This window comes from Blautia sp. ZXY-1-C6, assembly GCF_056339875.1.
In genome coordinates this window covers 13,316-30,750 of record NZ_JBWJVQ010000175.1, presented here as the reverse complement: position 1 = coordinate 30,750, position 17,435 = coordinate 13,316, and the positions used below count along the sequence as shown (strand labels likewise).

General features: G+C 39.2%; 13 protein-coding genes and 3 pseudogenes. 2 read left to right on the top strand and 14 right to left on the bottom strand.

All coding sequences use genetic code 11. The features are described from left to right. Nucleotides 1-171 precede the first annotated feature (171 nt). From AC075J_RS09420 to AC075J_RS09400, 5 genes are all read right to left on the bottom strand, one after another. Entirely contained in the window at nt 172-1,872 is a 1,701-nt protein-coding gene (locus AC075J_RS09420) for a glycogen synthase (RefSeq protein ID WP_055199595.1), read from the bottom strand. Nucleotides 1,873-2,182: 310 nt separating this feature from the next. Next, on the bottom strand, nt 2,183-2,770 hold the full coding sequence (locus AC075J_RS09415) for a cytidylate kinase-like family protein (protein WP_055199594.1): 588 nt from the start codon (nt 2,768-2,770) through the stop codon (nt 2,183-2,185). A 12-nt stretch (nt 2,771-2,782) separates the two neighbouring features. Further along, a complete protein-coding gene (locus AC075J_RS09410) occupies nt 2,783-4,150 on the bottom strand; it encodes an MATE family efflux transporter (protein ID WP_055199593.1) in 1,368 nt (455 codons plus the stop codon). Nucleotides 4,151-4,373: 223 nt separating this feature from the next. Then, nucleotides 4,374-4,889 carry a CarD family transcriptional regulator gene (locus tag AC075J_RS09405; RefSeq protein ID WP_055199592.1) on the bottom strand — a complete coding sequence of 172 codons (516 nt, stop codon included), beginning with the start codon at nt 4,887-4,889 and terminating at the stop codon, nt 4,374-4,376. A gap of 28 nt (nt 4,890-4,917) precedes the next feature. Continuing rightward, complete coding sequence (locus AC075J_RS09400) at nt 4,918-5,139, bottom strand: hypothetical protein (RefSeq protein ID WP_025579122.1); 222 nt, start codon at nt 5,137-5,139, stop codon at nt 4,918-4,920. 414 nt (nt 5,140-5,553) lie between these two features. Here AC075J_RS09400 and AC075J_RS09395 point away from each other — a divergent pair, with 414 nt between their 5' ends. Further along, nucleotides 5,554-8,070, top strand: coding sequence for a winged helix-turn-helix domain-containing protein (locus tag AC075J_RS09395; protein ID WP_055060373.1), 2,517 nt, complete (start codon nt 5,554-5,556; stop codon nt 8,068-8,070). A gap of 100 nt (nt 8,071-8,170) precedes the next feature. Here AC075J_RS09395 and AC075J_RS09390 read toward each other — a convergent pair. The 5 genes and pseudogenes from AC075J_RS09390 to AC075J_RS09370 all read right to left on the bottom strand — a co-directional run. Next, nucleotides 8,171-8,425, bottom strand: a pseudogene (locus AC075J_RS09390) (PfkB family carbohydrate kinase); the annotation flags it as partial. Nucleotides 8,426-8,436: 11 nt separating this feature from the next. Then, nucleotides 8,437-9,922 (bottom strand): annotated as a pseudogene (locus AC075J_RS09385) (glycoside hydrolase family 32 protein). A gap of 31 nt (nt 9,923-9,953) precedes the next feature. Further along, nucleotides 9,954-11,633, bottom strand: a complete 1,680-nt coding sequence (locus AC075J_RS09380) for a type 2 periplasmic-binding domain-containing protein (RefSeq protein WP_022380669.1) — start codon at nt 11,631-11,633, stop codon at nt 9,954-9,956. Nucleotides 11,634-11,652: 19 nt separating this feature from the next. Then, the gene (locus AC075J_RS09375) at nt 11,653-12,546 is read right to left on the bottom strand and encodes a carbohydrate ABC transporter permease (protein ID WP_022380668.1); all 894 of its coding nucleotides are present in this window, start codon (nt 12,544-12,546) and stop codon (nt 11,653-11,655) included. Nucleotides 12,547-12,558: 12 nt separating this feature from the next. Beyond that, nucleotides 12,559-13,497, bottom strand: a complete 939-nt coding sequence (locus tag AC075J_RS09370; RefSeq protein ID WP_008706704.1) for an ABC transporter permease — start codon at nt 13,495-13,497, stop codon at nt 12,559-12,561. Nucleotides 13,498-13,715: 218 nt separating this feature from the next. On the opposite strand from AC075J_RS09370, the gene AC075J_RS09365 reads away from it, so the two are divergent. After that, entirely contained in the window at nt 13,716-14,741 is a 1,026-nt protein-coding gene (locus tag AC075J_RS09365; RefSeq protein WP_022380667.1) for a LacI family DNA-binding transcriptional regulator, read from the top strand. A gap of 145 nt (nt 14,742-14,886) precedes the next feature. Here AC075J_RS09365 and AC075J_RS09360 read toward each other — a convergent pair whose 3' ends face one another. The 4 genes and pseudogenes from AC075J_RS09360 to AC075J_RS09345 all read right to left on the bottom strand — a co-directional run bounded on the left by AC075J_RS09360 (nt 14,887) and on the right by AC075J_RS09345 (nt 17,424). Next, nucleotides 14,887-15,036 carry an LbetaH domain-containing protein gene (locus tag AC075J_RS09360; protein ID WP_330380683.1) on the bottom strand — a complete coding sequence of 50 codons (150 nt, stop codon included), beginning with the start codon at nt 15,034-15,036 and terminating at the stop codon, nt 14,887-14,889. Between the two features lie 161 nt (nt 15,037-15,197). After that, the gene (locus AC075J_RS09355; protein WP_020993554.1) at nt 15,198-15,305 is read right to left on the bottom strand and encodes a maltose acetyltransferase domain-containing protein; all 108 of its coding nucleotides are present in this window, start codon (nt 15,303-15,305) and stop codon (nt 15,198-15,200) included. A 558-nt stretch (nt 15,306-15,863) separates the two neighbouring features. Then, a pseudogene (locus tag AC075J_RS09350) lies at nt 15,864-15,962 on the bottom strand (LysR family transcriptional regulator); the annotation flags it as partial. Between the two features lie 37 nt (nt 15,963-15,999). Next, nucleotides 16,000-17,424: an alpha-L-fucosidase gene (locus AC075J_RS09345; RefSeq protein ID WP_008706707.1), complete on the bottom strand. Its 1,425-nt coding sequence runs from the start codon at nt 17,422-17,424 to the stop codon at nt 16,000-16,002. Nucleotides 17,425-17,435 lie beyond the last annotated feature (11 nt).

Sequence of the window (17,435 nt, the reverse complement as noted above, 5' to 3'; positions counted from 1 at the left end):
CGTGTGAAACAAAACTGTAATTCCACACGGTTTCTTTTCTTCTGTGTTCAGTATACCACTTTTATCTGGTTTATCAACCAGATTTGTCTCAATTTGTTACGCACTGCGTAACCATTTGGAAAGACCAGTACATCGTTTTCGAAATATACGCCTGAGCATATTGTCGGCACACTAATCTCTTGGTGTTAATCCTACATACATATCTTTGTACTGTTTTGCACTCTTTTCCCAGGAAACATCTTTATTCATATCACGGATCACCATATCATCCCAGGATTTTCTATTCTCGAAATAGAGCGTCTTTGCTCTGTTGATCGCATCGTAAAGCAGCCCGCTTTCATATCTGTCAAATGTAAAACCGTTTCCTGTATTTTCAAACATATTATAAGGCTGAACCGTATCTTTGAGTCCTCCGGTCTCTCTTACAATCGGAACTGCACCATATCTCATGGCTATAAGCTGTGTAAGTCCACATGGTTCAAATCTTGATGGAACCAGAAGTGCATCACATCCTGCATAAATATTGTGAGCCACATTTTCATTGTAAGCAATATATGCACAGAAATTGCCTTTATATTTGTTTTCATAATAACGGAATGTATTTTCATACTGAGAATCACCAGTACCAAGAACAACCACCTGCGTATGTTCATCCATAATTCCCGGGATTACGTCATTTACAAGATCAAGACCTTTCTGATTGGTGAGACGTGAAATAAGTCCGATTACCATCTTATGCTCATCTACATCCAGCCCCAGAGATTCCTGAAGAGCTTTTTTATTAATCTTTTTATTCTTTATCGCTGACTTCTCATCATAATCAGCAGCTAACAACTTATCAGTTGCAGGATTCCAGATATCCGTATCAATACCATTCACAATTCCCAAAATCTTATTGTTGTGATATCTTAAATGCTCTGCAAGTCCCTCTCCATATTCCTCTGTCTGAATCTCCCAGGCATAGGTGTTACTTACAGTTGTAACTTTATTGCTGTAAGCGATGCCACCCTTTAACATATTGGCATCCAGCCAGTTCTGGATCATGCAGTCCTTATTAAATACATAATCAGGAAGTCCTGACCAGTATTGAATCTTTTTTCTGTCATAAATACCCTGGAACTTCAGATTATGTATTGTGAGTACTGAAATTGCACGTCCTACATCTGTATCCTGAAAACAGGTTCTCAGATAAAGTGGTACTAAAGCTGCCTGCCAGTCATGACAATGTACTACATCAGGAGTCCAGTTCAGATAATTAAGGGCAGCAAGGGCAGCTTTTGCAAAATAACAGAATTTCGGAATGTCATCTATGAGATTCGTATATGGATTTCCCCAGGAGAAGAACTCATCATTATCTATAAAATCATAGACAACCCCATCCTCCTGATATTCCATAATTCCCACATAATACTGCTTTCCATCAGAGCAGAGATTCATATCAAAGGAACCCCTGTATTCCATCTTTTCCTGAAATTTCTGAGGAATACATTTGTATCTTGGAATAATGACCTTAACATCAATGTTTAATTTTGCCAGACTCTTTGGCAGGGCAGACATTACATCTCCCAATCCGCCGGTCTTAACAAATGGATAACATTCTGATCCAATGAAGGCTACACTTCTTCGCGGTCCCAGATCAGGCTGTCTCGTTGGAATGTTCTGTTCATTCTGTTCAACAGATGGCTCCTGAATAATTACGGCTTGCTTAACAGAAACATTCTCTACTGTTGGAGCAACAGTCTTAACAGCTTTTTGAGGGCTGTTTTTTGCACTGCTTTTTACACTGCTTTTTACGCTGTTTCTTGCATTGCTCTTTGTATTACTCTTTGCATTACCTTTGGTACTGCTTGTTTGAACTGTTTTTTTTCTCATATCATTGATCTCCCTTTTGCATTTTACAAAGTCCGAAATCTATTACGTCTTAACTAAAATGTCCTCCGGTAAGTTCCTGATAAACATTCATTTTGCAGATATTTATCATTTCCTGTTAATCTCAATTATAACACAAAATGCGCAAAGTAACTATTATTATCTGAAATGCTTCCATCACTTAACTCTTACCTGAATGATACAAGCTGGTTTATTCCTTTTCATTATATCTGCCTCTTTTATTTTACAGATACACTACATGGAAAAAGGGATCTTCCACTCAGTCAATTTGAATAAAAAACATAATCTGTTTTTATTTCACGCATTCCATAATTATCATCTCACATCTGTCATATCCAAGCTGTGAGCTGTTCAGGCACAGTGTGTAATTGCTGGCTTTTCCCCAGTTCTGATCTGTGTAAAAGTTATAATTTGTTCTTCGCCTTTTATCTGTGTCTGCCATCATTTTCACAGCTTCCTTCTCTTCTACATTGTATAAACCAGTGATACGCTTTATTTTTTCCGGCATGTCCCCATGAATAAATACATTCAGCACATCATCCCGGTCTTTCAGTATATAGTCTGCATTTCTTCCAATGATCACACAAGGCTCCTTCTCAGCCAATCCTAAAATAATATTTGTCTGTGCCTCATACACCATGTCCTCCACAGATTTTCCTGTGATATCACGACCGGAAAATGCATATGCGAACAAACCTTTTTTCGGAGATAATTCCGCATTTTCCTGAATATATTCCGGTGATAAGCCGGACTTTTCTGCAATCTGACCAATGATATTTTTATCATAATAGGCAATTCCGAGTTTCTTTGCCACTTCTTCTCCGATAAAACGTCCACCGCTTCCAAATTCCCTGCTGATCGTAATAATTCTTTTTGCCATCTCTGATTCCTCCTAGTTTAAAACATCAACCCTATTTTTTCTGATTTTCTTTAAAAATACATATCCCACAAAACATGAAATTATTTCAGTAATTGGAAATGCCCACCAGATCAACGAAACTCCCATCTGACCATTTCTGACAAACAGAGAAAAGATTCCCGCCAATGGCAGGATAATAATCAGCTGTCTCAAAAGTGAAATCACCAGTGATTCCAGGCCACCATCCAATGCCTGGTAAATTCCCTGATAAGCAACATTAATTCCGGCAAACAAGAAACTCACTGAAATCACTCTCATCGTGGCAATAAAATATTCTCTTGACTGTCCTGCATTAAACAGCATCGCAAACGCTCCGGGGAAAATCTCCGTAATTGCAATTCCCAGAATCATTAATGCAATAGTATAAATAAGTCCATATTTGATAGCATCCTGAATTCTCTTTTTACTTCTCATTCCATAAGCAAATGCAATGATCGGAGTGATCGCATCTCGCAGACCAAAAGCAAGGAAGAGAACAAACTGCTGGACTTTATAGAACAATCCATAGGCTGTCTGTGCTGATGGATTGAACTTCAGGATCAGATTCATCACATAAACCATAATAGACATCAGAGCCTGCGCAATAATTGCCGGAAGTCCGATTGCATAGATTTCTTTTATAACACCAGCATTCGGTTTCATGTATTTCGGTCCATGCCCGAATTCCCTGTTCAGTTTCATATGAAAAATAAGCAGCAATACAGCAGAAGCAACCTGACCAATTACAGTTGCGTAAGCTGCACCTTTCACTCCCATTTCAGGGCAAGGTCCAATACCGTAGATCATGATCGGATCGAGAATGATATTTACAACGGCACCAACCACCTGTCCGATTGTAGAATAAAGAGAACGACCTGTTGCCTGTAATAGCTTTTCAAATAAAGAAAAGAAAATAATACCAAAAGAAATCACACAGCATATCCGCAGATAACTGACTCCCATTTCAAGTACTTCTGCATCAACTGTCTGTGATGAAATATATGCTTTCACTCCAAAAATACCAAACAGTAAGCAGACCACGTAAATGATCACACCCAGGAACAGACTGTTTCCTGCTACCTTTGCAGCCTTTTCCCTGTTTCCCTGTCCAAGTGTCCTTGCAAGAAGTGCATTGGTTCCTACACCTGTTCCGATTCCTGCCGCTACCATAAGCATCTGAACCGGAAATACCAGAGTGAGGGCATTTAATGCAGCTTCACTGCCTACTCTCATATTTCCTACAAACGCACTGTCTACAATGTTATAGACCGCCTGCAATGCCATGGATAAGATCATAGGGATTCCCATCTGGATCATCAGCTTATTCACCGGCATATCCTTCATTTTGTTGCTTTCTGCCATTTTACTTTAACTCCTCTCTTTTCTGCACAAAAAAAGTGCGCACCCTGTCACATAAGCTGGACTTACGCTGACAGGCTACACACTTTTTTCATAGCAAATATTCTATTTAACAAAAGAAAAATGAGTAGCATGAAACTGGATTTACGCTCATCTGCTACTCGTTCATTATCATTATATTTCCTGTTTTTTTAAAAGTCAAACAAAATATTTTTTATAATGCATATCAATCTATTTTATTTTGATTGATGTAATCAATAATCGTTTTACAGATTTCCTGTTTTGGCTTTTCAAGTGCAACTCCCAGTTCCATATATAACAGATTTTCTGCTATCTGGAAATACCTTGCATCTGTAGCAGTACACTTTTTCCCCTGTGCAAGTCTTTTCTGCTTCCGCTGATAAATCATTTTTATAATAGCAACTAATGCCTCAGGGTTATTTGCTCTTACTGCTTCTTTATAATTTTGTTCCCTCATTTTTTCATTGTTTGTCCATGCTGTCGGGATATCCGGAATTCGTTTGATCAGATTCCAGGCTTCTTCTTTTGTCAGACATAATCTCAGTCTTGAATCTGAGCTTGAAACAGGAACATATATTTTTTCCTTTTCATCTTCTACTGGTTTCATCAGATAATATAACTTATCGTTTTTTTCATCCTGCGGATTCAAATATAAAATATTTTCTATTTTACAGATACCTGTAACTGGTTTGCTGACAAAGTCTCCAATTTCATATTTCACAAAATCCACTCCTTGCTGACTGGCATTCTTATTCCGTAAAAGTATAACGTACAAAAGAACCCTGATTGTCTCCTGTTACTATTACAACATCTCCACTCTCATTGCGTGTGGATTCCAGAATCGGAAATCTTCCATTTTCTTTTACATAAGCTTCCGGGCTGGCTGCTTCTGCCTCGATCAAAGTTTTTTTACTGTACTGTTCTCCTCCACACGGATTTATATCCTCAATAAAGATTTCATACTCATGCATATGCAATTCCTCCTGAGATTCATTTTATAAAAACAAGCAGCACAACTGTTGTTTTCCGACTCATTATGCTACTCGCCCTTATTTTTATTATAAAGCCATTTTACTTTGATTTCAAAAGCGTTTTTTACTAAAAATGTATCTTCTGTTTTTGGGCATTATTACTATGTATTTACCTATAGTAATTTTAACTTCCGATCTACACCCTGCATATCTTTGCTCTGCTATAGGTTTCTGTTACCTGTAATTATAACTGATTTCCTCTCATTTGATAATGCACTTTTCGGCACCAAAAAGTGCCCCCGTATAGCAAAAGTGACTGCAGATATTGCCTGAAAAACCACCTGGGAAAAAGTTTCATTTTGATACTTTATATGTTAAAATGAGACATATCGTATCAAGTGAGGGGTTTTACAGATGTCTAAAAAGAAATATAATCTGAATACAATTTACATCTCTGAGCGTCTGCAGGAGAATCTGAAGCCGATTTCACAATCTGCATTCACTGCTGTGACCGCTCCCATGGGATATGGAAAAACAACTGCTATCAACTGGTATCTGGACAAACAGAGCAAAAACGGAAATTCCTGTGTGATCCGGATCAGTATTTATTCTGATAATCTGTCTGTTTTCTGGCAGAGCGTTCAGAAGGCATTTGCCTTCGCAGGGCTTGATTTTCTGGATAATTATAGCTGCCCCTCAGATGCTGCCAGTGCCGGGATGCTTGCTGATGAGCTTTGTTATTCCCTGAGCGGTCAGATCTCTTACTACATTTTTATTGATGATTTTCATCTGCTGGGCGAACCTCATGTTGCAGATTTTTTTTGTATGCTTGCCAACAGACTGCCTGAAAATATCCACCTGATCGTATCCGGCAGAAATGCTTTTCTGTCCGGAAAAGAGATTCTCCGTCTTGGCAAAAAGTTATATCAGATCCATACCAGGGATCTGTGTCTGAATCGCCGGGAGCTTTCTGTCTATACCCATCGCTGCGGTGCCAGCCTGAACGAAGATCAGCTGAACACGCTTCTCTATTCCAGTGAGGGATGGTTTTCTGCAGTCTATCTGAATCTCTGTACCTTTTTTGAAAGCGGACACTTCCCTGACCATACTTCTAATATCTATGATATGTTTTCCTCTGCTATGATTGCACCGCTTTCACATAAGCAGCAGGAATTTCTCACTGTTATGGGACTTGCAGATGAATTTACCGTCGAGATGGCTCTTTTTATTACAGGAAATCCGGAAGCCGGACAGATTCTTTCCCTTATGACCAGACAGAATGCTTTTATCACTCCTTTGCCTGATGGAGTCAGCTTCCGTTTTCACCATATGATGAAGGAATGTACACAGCGTGCCTTTGCCATGCTTTCCCATGAAAAACAGACAGATTTCCGGAATCGTTACGGACAATGGTATGAATCCCGGGGACAGTTCCTGCAGGCACTTGCTACCTATAACAAGGCTCTTAACTATGATGCAGCACTTGCTGTTATCCAAAAGGATGCAGGAATCCTCCTGGCTTCTCTTTCGCCGGAAAAGGTTCTCGCATTTCTTGATGCCTGTCCAACAGAAATCCTGAAGAACAGACCTCTGGCCCTTCTCGTATTAATGCGCCGTATGTTTACCTGGCATCAAATTCCCAAAATGCTGGAACTGAAGCAGCTTCTGACAGATACCATAGCTGAAGATAACACTTTGTCCGAAGATGAGAGAAAGAATCTCTCCGGAGAATGTGATCTTATTATGAGTTTTCTGATGTATAACGATATCACCGGCATGAGCGTTCTGCACCGTCAGGCCAGTTCCAAAATGACCAGACCTGCCATCAGTATCCGCAATACAGGAAGCTGGACCTTCGGTTCTCCTTCTGTTCTGATGATGTTTCACCGCAGATCCGGAACCCTGGATGCAGAACTGACAGCTATGAATGAATGTATGCCCCACTATTACAGGATTACCCAGGGACATGGACAGGGTGCGGAATTGCTCATGAATGCAGAGGCAGCATTTATGCAGGGGAATTTTTCAGATGCACAGATTCTGCTGGAGCAGACTTATTCCACCATTGCATCAAACGGACAGCACAATATTTCGCTCTGCTGTGATTTCCTTGCTGCAAGGCTTTCCCTTTTTCAGGAGGGCGTCACCTTTGTGAAGAACCCTGAAGTAAAGCGTAAGGAGTTTCTGTCTCTCCACAATATGATGTGGCTGAATATTTTTGACAGTACTTATGCTTACTACTATGCATTAATTAGAATGCCGGAAAAGATTCCTGCATTATTTAAAGACCATATGTTATCCACTGTCAGCTTTCTTTCTCCCTGCAGACCTATGATGGAAATGATCGAGAATCAGGTCTTTCTTTCACAGAAAATGTACGCAAAAGTTATAGGCAGAAGCGAAACGCTTCTGCCTGTCTGTGAGAAAATGCACTATGAACTTGTGTCTCTCCACGTTCAGATCCAGACCGCTGCAGCTTACGCAATGCTGGGCAAACATCATGATGCACGACAGCTGCTGCAGAAAGCCTTAGGACACGCCATGCCGGATGGCTTTCTGATTCCGTTTGTAGAAAATTATACCTATATCAAGGACGTGCTGGGCAGTATTAATTCCATAACACCAGAGCCTTTCACAGACCGGATCCTTTCCCTTGGTTCTGTTTATGAACAACACTGCCTCCGCCTGTCCAGCCGTAATTACAGGCCTGAGATCCTAAATATGCTGAACAGCAGAGAAGCAGAAATCGCAGCTTTGATCACCGACCGTCTGAGCAACCGCGAAATCGCAGAGAGGTTATTTCTCTCTGAAGGCACTGTGAAACAATATGTCAACCAGATTTATTCCAAGTTGATGATCAACGGTGATACACGCACCAAAAGGAAACAACTGGCAGAGCTGATTTCTTCCATAAACAAGAGCCTTACCTGACACTTTGAGAAAAAAAAGCAAGGAAATTCACATGACCAAAGTCTTGCGATTTCCTTGCTATTTGGCAAGAATTACAAATTTAAAGTTTTTTACTTATTTGCATTTCTGTTTCCTTGAGAATATCCTCGGAAATCTCAGTTTTATTCAGCATCATGTCTGCTCCCGGATTACGATAGAAGAAAAAATCCCTATCTCCATCCGGATATGTATGTACCATAGCAAGCGTAGTATGAATTTTTTCATCTGTACATAATCCAATGTCATCAATTCCTGCTTCTTTTATGGCTTCTCTCAACTGATCTCCAAAAAAATCATTACCAACCTTACCAATAAATGCTGTATTATGTCCCAATTTATAACGCTTTATTATAATAAATCATATTTCACTATATCAAGCTTAACTGCACCATCAGCAAAGAAAGAAATCCCCTTTGCTTCCTGCTTTGTAAGAATAACCGCAGACATAACCTGCTCGCCGTCATTAATAAATACTTCCACACTAAACTTATCCAAAATCACACGCAATTTTAGTTCATTGCTGTCACCGTTTACCAGACAACTGCTCTGATGAACCAGCGCCCGTTCGCTTCCTGAGAATTTTCTATCGATTTTTAAAACAGATTCATCCGGACGGAAGCATAATGTAGAATGATATTTCTCATTCTCTGCAAAACAGAGTTCAAATTTTTTATAAAGATTGTCTTTATCTGCCGGTCGTATCACAAGTTCCAGATCTACCGTTCGTCCTTCAATCTGATCCAGTGTGAGCCTGGTATCTTTTATCACAACATTGTTATACTCGACTTTGTTTGCACGCATGGCATTAAGTTCTCTGATCGGAACCTGATACAATCTTCCGTTTTTAACAGACAGTTCTCTTGGAAGACTCATTTGTGCGAACCATCCAGAGTCATTGCATCGATATGCAAGCGTATCCCAGTTCTGCATCCAGGCGATCATAATTCTTCGTCCATCCGGTGCAAGCAGTGTCTGCATTGCGTAATAGTCAATTCCGTAATCAACACCTTGACAAAACTGTTCCTTTAAAGTATGTGTCTCAGGATCCAACTCCCCAATAATACATAACGTTCCATTTCCATTATGAAATTCTAATCCTTCCGGAAGCATATCCTGTGGACTTGTCAGAAGCACATATTTGCCGTCCAATTCAAAGAAATCCGGGCATTCCCACATTTTTCCATAACGATTTTGATTCTTTGCCAGAATGCTTACAAATTCCCATTCAAAGCCATTTTTACTTCTGTAAAGAAGGAATCTGTCCGCTTCCATCAGCCGGACGACTTCCTATAACACAATAAAAGTTTCCATCGTTCCCTTTCCAGATTTTGGGATCACGAAAGTCTACTTTACTAGCCCCCTTTGGAAGATCTTTGGCTGTCAGAACCGGATTCTTATCATACTTTTCATAATCCTTACCATCTCCAACTGCCACTGCCTGTGTCTGAATATCCCTTACAGTTCCGTCTTCCAGTTTCTCCTGATTTACAGAAGTATACATAAGCAACTGTCTGCCATCCTCTAATTCTATGGCACTTCCTGAAAAACAGCCGAATTTATCATAATCTTCATCCGGTGCCAATGCAGTCGGAACATAGTTCCAATGCAATAAATCCTTACTCACTACATGTCCCCAGTGCATACTGTCCCAATGTGTGCTATACGGATTATACTGGTAGAACAAATGATACTCTCCTTTATAATAGGAAAATCCATTTGGATCATTCATCCAGCCAACATAAGGAGTTATATGAAAGGCTGGTCTTTCTTCCTCTTTGATCTGCTGTCCCTGTATAAATTCATATTTTCTTGCCTTTTCCAACATTTCGCTCATATAGTTCCTCCTGTCAAAATGATATCTTCTCTTATTTTTCACTGCTTAATGAATCCTGATACTGGTCAAAATATTTTTGCTTGATTGAAAGGTAATCGGAAAGCCCGTACTTCTCCATTTTTTTCAGATAAGAATCCCATTCTTCATCAATTCCTCCGTTCAGGATCCAATCTGCTTTCTTCTGTTCTGCATATTTCTTAATATCTGTATCATACTGTGACACTTTGTTTGTATCATCAATACTCATAAATACATTAGGATAAACATATTTGCTGTTCATATCCTGTAAATATGTCTCATGCATATTATCCAGACGCCATTTTGCATCTTCCGGCTGTGTTACATATACGTCATAATATTCATTTAATATAGCGAGAGGACCATTTACAGATTGCGCTTCACGTACTTCCACCGGTGACTGATCTCCTAAGTCCATATGCTTTAACATTTTTTCGCCATCTTTGTTTACAGACAGCTCAAAAATATTAAAGGAATCCTTCTCTCCATAGGTTCCCCAGTTATTTTGTGGAGACTGAAGGGGTGCATACATCTGATCGATCCATGCGGCAGCAAGTGCCGTGTTACGGCAGCTGGTAGTAAGCACACATCTTCCTCTGTCAAAACCGCTGGTCTCACTGTTGTTCTGTCTGGTGATATTTCTCATTCCATCCGGTCCGGTCAGTGCCGGAAGCATCACATAATCCGTATTGTTGTCTATATTAGCAATATCCCATGTGAAGCAAAGTCCATAACGGTGATTCTTTCCTTTTGCAACATAAGTAGACCATTCCTGTGTAAATGCTTCCGGATCGATCAGATTCTCTGTCACAAGTTTATGCAGCCATTTGATACCTTCTTTGTATCCTTCCTGAACCGTTGTATAAATCACCTTACCTTCATCTGTTACAGCAAAATGATCTCCTGTGTCCCCATAACCATCTCCGAATCCATTTATTAAGATTGAAGGATCCTGATCTCCGTTATTGATAATAAATGACATTGGTATTACATCACCTTCAATGGAAAACTCTTGTTTCAGATCATCTGCATGATCTCGAAATTGAATCAGTACCTGCTCCAGTTCGTCTGTTGTGGTTGGAATCTCAAGACCAAGATAATCAAGCCATTTCTTATTAATATAAGGAATATCTCCAATGGCCTGAATTGCTTCTTTTCCGGAACCAAGCTGTTCAATCCACGGAAAAGAGTAAATATGTCCATCCGGTGCTGTACACATGGTTCTGTATTCCGGGTATTTTTCAAACACAGCCTGAAGGTTTGGCATATATTTGTCAATCAGATTTTCCAGCGGAATAATTATTCCCTGCTTTGCATAACGCAACAGATCATAATCACTCATGCCTGCATTAAACAGCCCATCCGGCAGATTTCCAAACTGAGCCAACGCCAGATTCTTTTTATCTGAAAACTGATCTGATACAAAGCAGGTCCAGTCAATATGAACATTGGTCTGTTCTTCCATTCTCTGGAAAATCACTCTTTTATTTGGATCCTGTGTTGAAGTGGCCGGTGCACTGGTAATAAAAGAAAGCTCCTCTGTTTCTTTCAATGGAAACTGTACATCCGATACCGGTGTATCCGGATTAATCTCAGCATCAAGCCTCTGCTGTTTTCCACACCCCATTATACTTACCATCATTGTTAAAGAAAGTCCAAGTGCAAGCAAACTTCTTACTCTGTTTTTCTTCATATCTGTATCATTCCTTTCTTTAGCCTTTTACCGATCCAACCATAATTCCTTTATCAAAATATTTCTGGAAAAATGGATACATCACTAAAAGTGGTAAACTTGATACTACAATTGTTGCATATTTCAACTGTTCTGCTACCTTTGCCATCTCTGCTGTGCTTTGGATATCTGCAATCATTCCCGGCTGTGGAGTATTCTGCACCAGGATTGAACGCAGTACCAGCTGCAGTGGCTGAAGATTTGCATCGTTCAGATAAATCATCGCATCAAAGTAGCTATTCCACATTCCGACAAATGACCACAGTGCCAGTACTGCAATGATCGGTTTACATACCGGCATCATAATTTTGAAAAAATGCTGAATTTCATTAGCACCGTCAATTGCAGATGCTTCTCTTAATTCTGCCGGAATTGACTGATAATAAGTTCTTGCAAGAATCATATTCCAAACGTTAAATGCTCCCGGAATCAAAACCGCCCATACTGTATTTACCATATGCAGCTGATTGATCAAAATAAATGTTGGAATCATTCCTCCCCCAAAAAACATTGTGATCAGAAAAATCAGATTAAAAAATTTTCTTCCCACAAATTCTTTTTTAGACAGAGGAAAGGCTGCCAGTAATGTTACAAAAACTGAGATCACTGTAAATACAAATGAATACAGAAAAGAATTCAAAAATCCGCGCCAGATCATCTCATTCTCCAGTACTCTTCTATAAGCATCCAAAGTCCAGTCCTTAATATCAGAGCTCAGTCCCTGATTATTCAAAACAGTAGGATCCATAAAAGATGCAAGCACTACATATATAATTGGAATCGCAATAGAAAGTACAAACAGTCCAAGAATCGTGAATCCAATTCCAAGGATCAGACGATCTGTCCTTGAATATTTTCTCTTCTTTTTCTCCATCTTCTCTTCCTCCTATAATCCCTCTCCATCATTCAGCTTCTTTACAACCCAGTTTACAAAAATCAACAGAATTACATTTACAACTGAATTAAACAGACCTACTGCCGTAGAATAACCATAATCACCGTTCAAAAGACCGATGCGATATACATATGTAGATAAAATTTCTGATGCCGGCAGGTTCATATCTGTCTGCAATGCATATGCCTTCTCAAATCCAATGCTCATAATATTTCCTGCCTGCAGGATAAACTGAATTACAATAATGTTCTTAATCGCCGGAAGCTCCACGTACCAGATCTGCTGCAAAAGGTTTGCTCCATCCATAACTGCCGCTTCTTCCAACTCTTTGCTCGCATTAGATAATGCTGCAGTATACATAATAGATGCCCAGCCTGCAGTCTGCCAGATTCCACTTGCTATATAAATAGTACGGAAAGCAGATGGCATTGTCATCCAGTTTGTGCTAATCCCAAGCAGCCTGTTCAAAGGTCCTACCGGTGATAACAGCATACGAACCATACCACAAAGTACTATTACAGATATAAAATTCGGCATATAGATCAGAAGCTGTACTTTTTTCTTGATCCCTGTTTTTTGAATACGATTCATAAGTAATGCCAGAATAATCGGAACCGGAAATCCCCATAATAATCCATAGATACTCAGCTTTAATGTATTCATCAGATAGTTCATAAAATCCGGTGATGATAAAAAACGTCTGAAATATTCAAGTCCAACCCATGGACTTCCAAGTACTCCCTTGATTACATTATAATCTTCAAACGCAATCAAAAGCCCTCCCATCGGAAGATACTTAAAAATGATTGTCAGTAAAAGTCCCGGCATTAAGAAAAAAAGATATAACTGCCAGTTTTTCTTCACATACGTAACCTTATTTCTCCACGTCTGCTTGCTTACGGGCTTTGCTTGGTTCTGCACTGTTTTCATGCACTTTTTCCTCCATTCCTTTCATACATTGTTCATGAAACCGGTTAAGTAACCGGTTACTTTATAATCTGATGTTACTACATCACACACTCTCTGTCAACACTTTTCTTCATTAAAATAACCGGTTACGTAATCGGTTATTTTAATATTGCCTTTTTGTATAATAATTGCTATACTAAAAAAAATATTTGCATTTATTTATAAGGAGAATAAGTTTCATGTCAAAAAAACAGGTGACATTTGCAGATATTGCAGCATATACCCATTTTTCAAAAACTACAATATCAAGATATTTCAATCATCCTGATTCCCTTACACTTGAAAATCAGGAAAAAATTTCTCAGGCCCTTGATATCCTTGGCTATAAAAAAAATAAACTTGCAAAAGTTCTGGCGAATGGAAAAAGTGAATTTATCGGAATCATTATTCCGAATCTTTATCTGCATTATTATTCTGAAATGCTGACACAACTGCTGTCCAGCTACAGTGATTATCACTACAAATTTCTCGTCTTTAGCAGTGAACATGGGGCTGAAGAAGAACAGCAATATATTGAAGAGCTCCTATCCTATCAGATTGAAGGTCTCATTGTTTTAAGTCATACGCTGTCATCAAAACAATTATCCTCCTATCAGATTCCCATCGTTGCCATTGAACGTGAAGCGGAATATATCAGCAGTGTTACCACTGACAACTATATGGGTGCGCTTCAGGCTACCACTCTGCTGATCCGTGATAAATGTGATATACTGATCCACATCAATGTCAATGTTGAGAAAACAGTTCCTGCTTACGACCGTATTCGCGCATTTAAGGAAACCTGTGAAGAATATCAGGTTCCTTATGATATTGATCTAAGTGTAAGCGGTAATTCTTATCAGGAAATTTTAAATGAAATAAGACGCATTTTTACAAGAATAGAAGAGAAATATCCCAATCAAAAAAAAGGTATTTTCCTTTCCAACGATACTTATGCAAACATGTTTCTTAACCTGATTTTCCAGAAATACCGAGAATTACCCTCTTTCTATGAAATCATAGGATTTGATAATTCTCCCATTGCCAGTGAGGCAATTCTCCCAATCACAACCGTTGGTCAGCAGATTGATATTATTGCACAAACTGCCATGGAGCTTCTGGTTCAACAGATGGAAGAACAAAAAAAACGTTCCCCTAAACCACTGGAAAAGCCTGTCCATAAACAGATTACTCCAATATTGATTCGCCGTAATACAACCAGTTAAAACTAACCTTTCATTTTTCTCCGGAATACAATCTGTCCCAGAAATATTTCTGCCATATCGGATATTGGAATACTTAATTATTTGGGCAAAAAGGGGATGCCGAAAAGTGGTATTAACCGGCATCCCCTTTATTGATTGTATTATCTTATTTCATATGATCTTTTTCAGTTATTTTGCGAATAACCCGGCATGGATTTCCAGCAGCCAGACTATATGGAGGAATATCCCTTGTCACAACACTTCCTGCTCCTATTACACATCCCTCTCCTATGGTAACACCGCCACAAACAACCACATTGGATGCCAGCCAGCAATTATCTTTTATAGTAATTGGTTTCTCCTATTCAAGATTATAAAAGCTTCCATCTTCTCTTTTTCTGCTATTACGTTCTTCAAGTAAAAATGGGTGCATGGGAGTTGCCAATGTGACATTTGGACCAATCATCACATTATCTCCTATATGTACTTCACATACATCCAAGCAGGTGAAATTAAAAATTGTTCCAATTCTTTATCCGTTGGATCATATAACTCTCCACTTACCATTTTTTCTCTTTCTGTCATTTCTGATAACCTCCAGTAAAAATTTTATTACCAAGTTAGTTATTTCCGAGTACTTGATAAGTTGTTCCTACTGCAATAATATATAGATAAGGAGAATCACTGTCAATGCAATCGTAAAAATTTGCGATTGATTTTTTGATTAATTTTAACTGTGTTATGGTCAAAAATCGTTTCTAACTCATGGGATTGTAAAACAGATTTTTGTACCCATCTATCAGGGCAAAATAACTGATATCTTTTAATTTAGACGCAGTGAACTCACGGTCAACAATAATCATCCCTTTTCGCGCAATGAGATTTCTAATCTATTCTTCATAGTTCAAAAATAGTTTTATCGGTTTTAATGCTTTTTCTATCGCTATAAAAATCTGCGTATATAGAAAAATGGAGGACCCTTAGGTCCTCCGTCCGGTCGCAGGCATCGCAAGTTTCTGCAACCTGATCACTGACAAGCATTTTAATACGAGTCTTTCTAAAAGACAAGTGCTTTCTGCGAACATTGTCCATTTGCACCATGACTCCTGCATTAGTTCCAAGATTACTTATAAAAACAATCTACAGTTTGGAAAAATCTATTCCAAACCAATTGGCAATTTTGCTTTGAATGTTCTCTCTTTCAAGCAGGTTCAATGGTTTTCTAATAATATCTTCTTGCTTCTACCTTAAGATATTATGAGAAAGAATGCTTTCCCTATTAAAGACTTTCAGGATAAATTCCAACAAATGAGAGCAGCGGAAGTACACGGAAATCATGTAAAACAATTTTCACTTTCTGGGCTTTTTGCCCCTTAACAGAAATGATCTTCTTATAACCAATTACTGTTCCTGTGTAAATACTGTTCCATATTTCCCCCTCTTTAACAAATATCTCAAATTTTTCCACTCTCTGACTATAGCAGACAGCCTCTTTTAATACCAGATACCCTAAGTTGTATGAACCGTCCAGACAAATGGTTATTTCTACTGGCAGTTCGCTGCTTTCAGGCTGAAACCAGGTTTCTGAAGTATCATCTGTCAAATCAGAAACCGGATGCGTCGGATCTTCATTTTCTGAAAAAATATGTGCTGTACTCATTAAATTATGAGTAAAAGATTTCTTTTTCCAACTTCCAAATTCTTCCAGACGTTTAACATCATTTTCATGAAGAAGCCCGTTTGGCATAGGTGGAATATTTAACAAAAAGGTTGCATTTCCTCCAACAGCCCCAATATAGATATAGATCAGCTCCTCCAGACTTTTCACCTGATCATCTTCTTCTGGATGATAAAACCATCCAGGTCTTATAGAAGTATTTACTTCTGCCGGATACCAGATCAGATTCGTTTCACCTTCAAGCGCTCTTCTGCTTCCAAGATCTTCCATGTCGCTGGTGATCCGGCGCATTCTAAATTCCTTATCATCGGTCTGCTGGCTTCTTTCCTGTACACTCTCTGCAAGTGCTGTACGTGCAGGAACAACACTCCACTCAGATTTTCTTACATCGCCAGCTTCATTTCCGCACCACCTGATATCCGGCCCACACACACAGATACATGCGTCTGGCTGATATTTTCTGACACATTCATAATAGCGTTTCCAGTCATATATCTGTTTTTTTCCATTTGGTCCTTCTCCGCAGGCACCATCTAGCCAGACACTAAAAATATCTCCATAACCGGTGAGAAGCTCAGTCAGCTGTGCCAGATAGTAATCATCATATTCTTTTCCGCTTCCGTAACAAGGCTTGTTGCGATCCCATGGTGAAAGATAAATTCCAAATTTCATCCCATAACGACGGCATGCTTCAGACACTTCCCAGACCACATCTCCCCTTCCATTTTTCCATGGACTGGAGACAACGCTATGGCTGGTATATCTGGTCGGCCACAGGCAGAAACCATCATGGTGTTTACAGGTAAGGATTACCCCTTTCATACCTGCATTTTGTGCTGCAGACACCCACTGGTCTGCAACAAACTCTGTAGGATTAAAAATTTGTGGTGTTTCTGTTCCATCTCCCCACTCACGATTGGTATATGTATTCATTCCAAAATGAAAGAACGCATAAAACTCTGTTGCCTGATAGGCAAGCTGGCGGCTGGAGGGAACTATTTTTATTAATTCCTGATCAGTTGGCATTTTATTTCCCC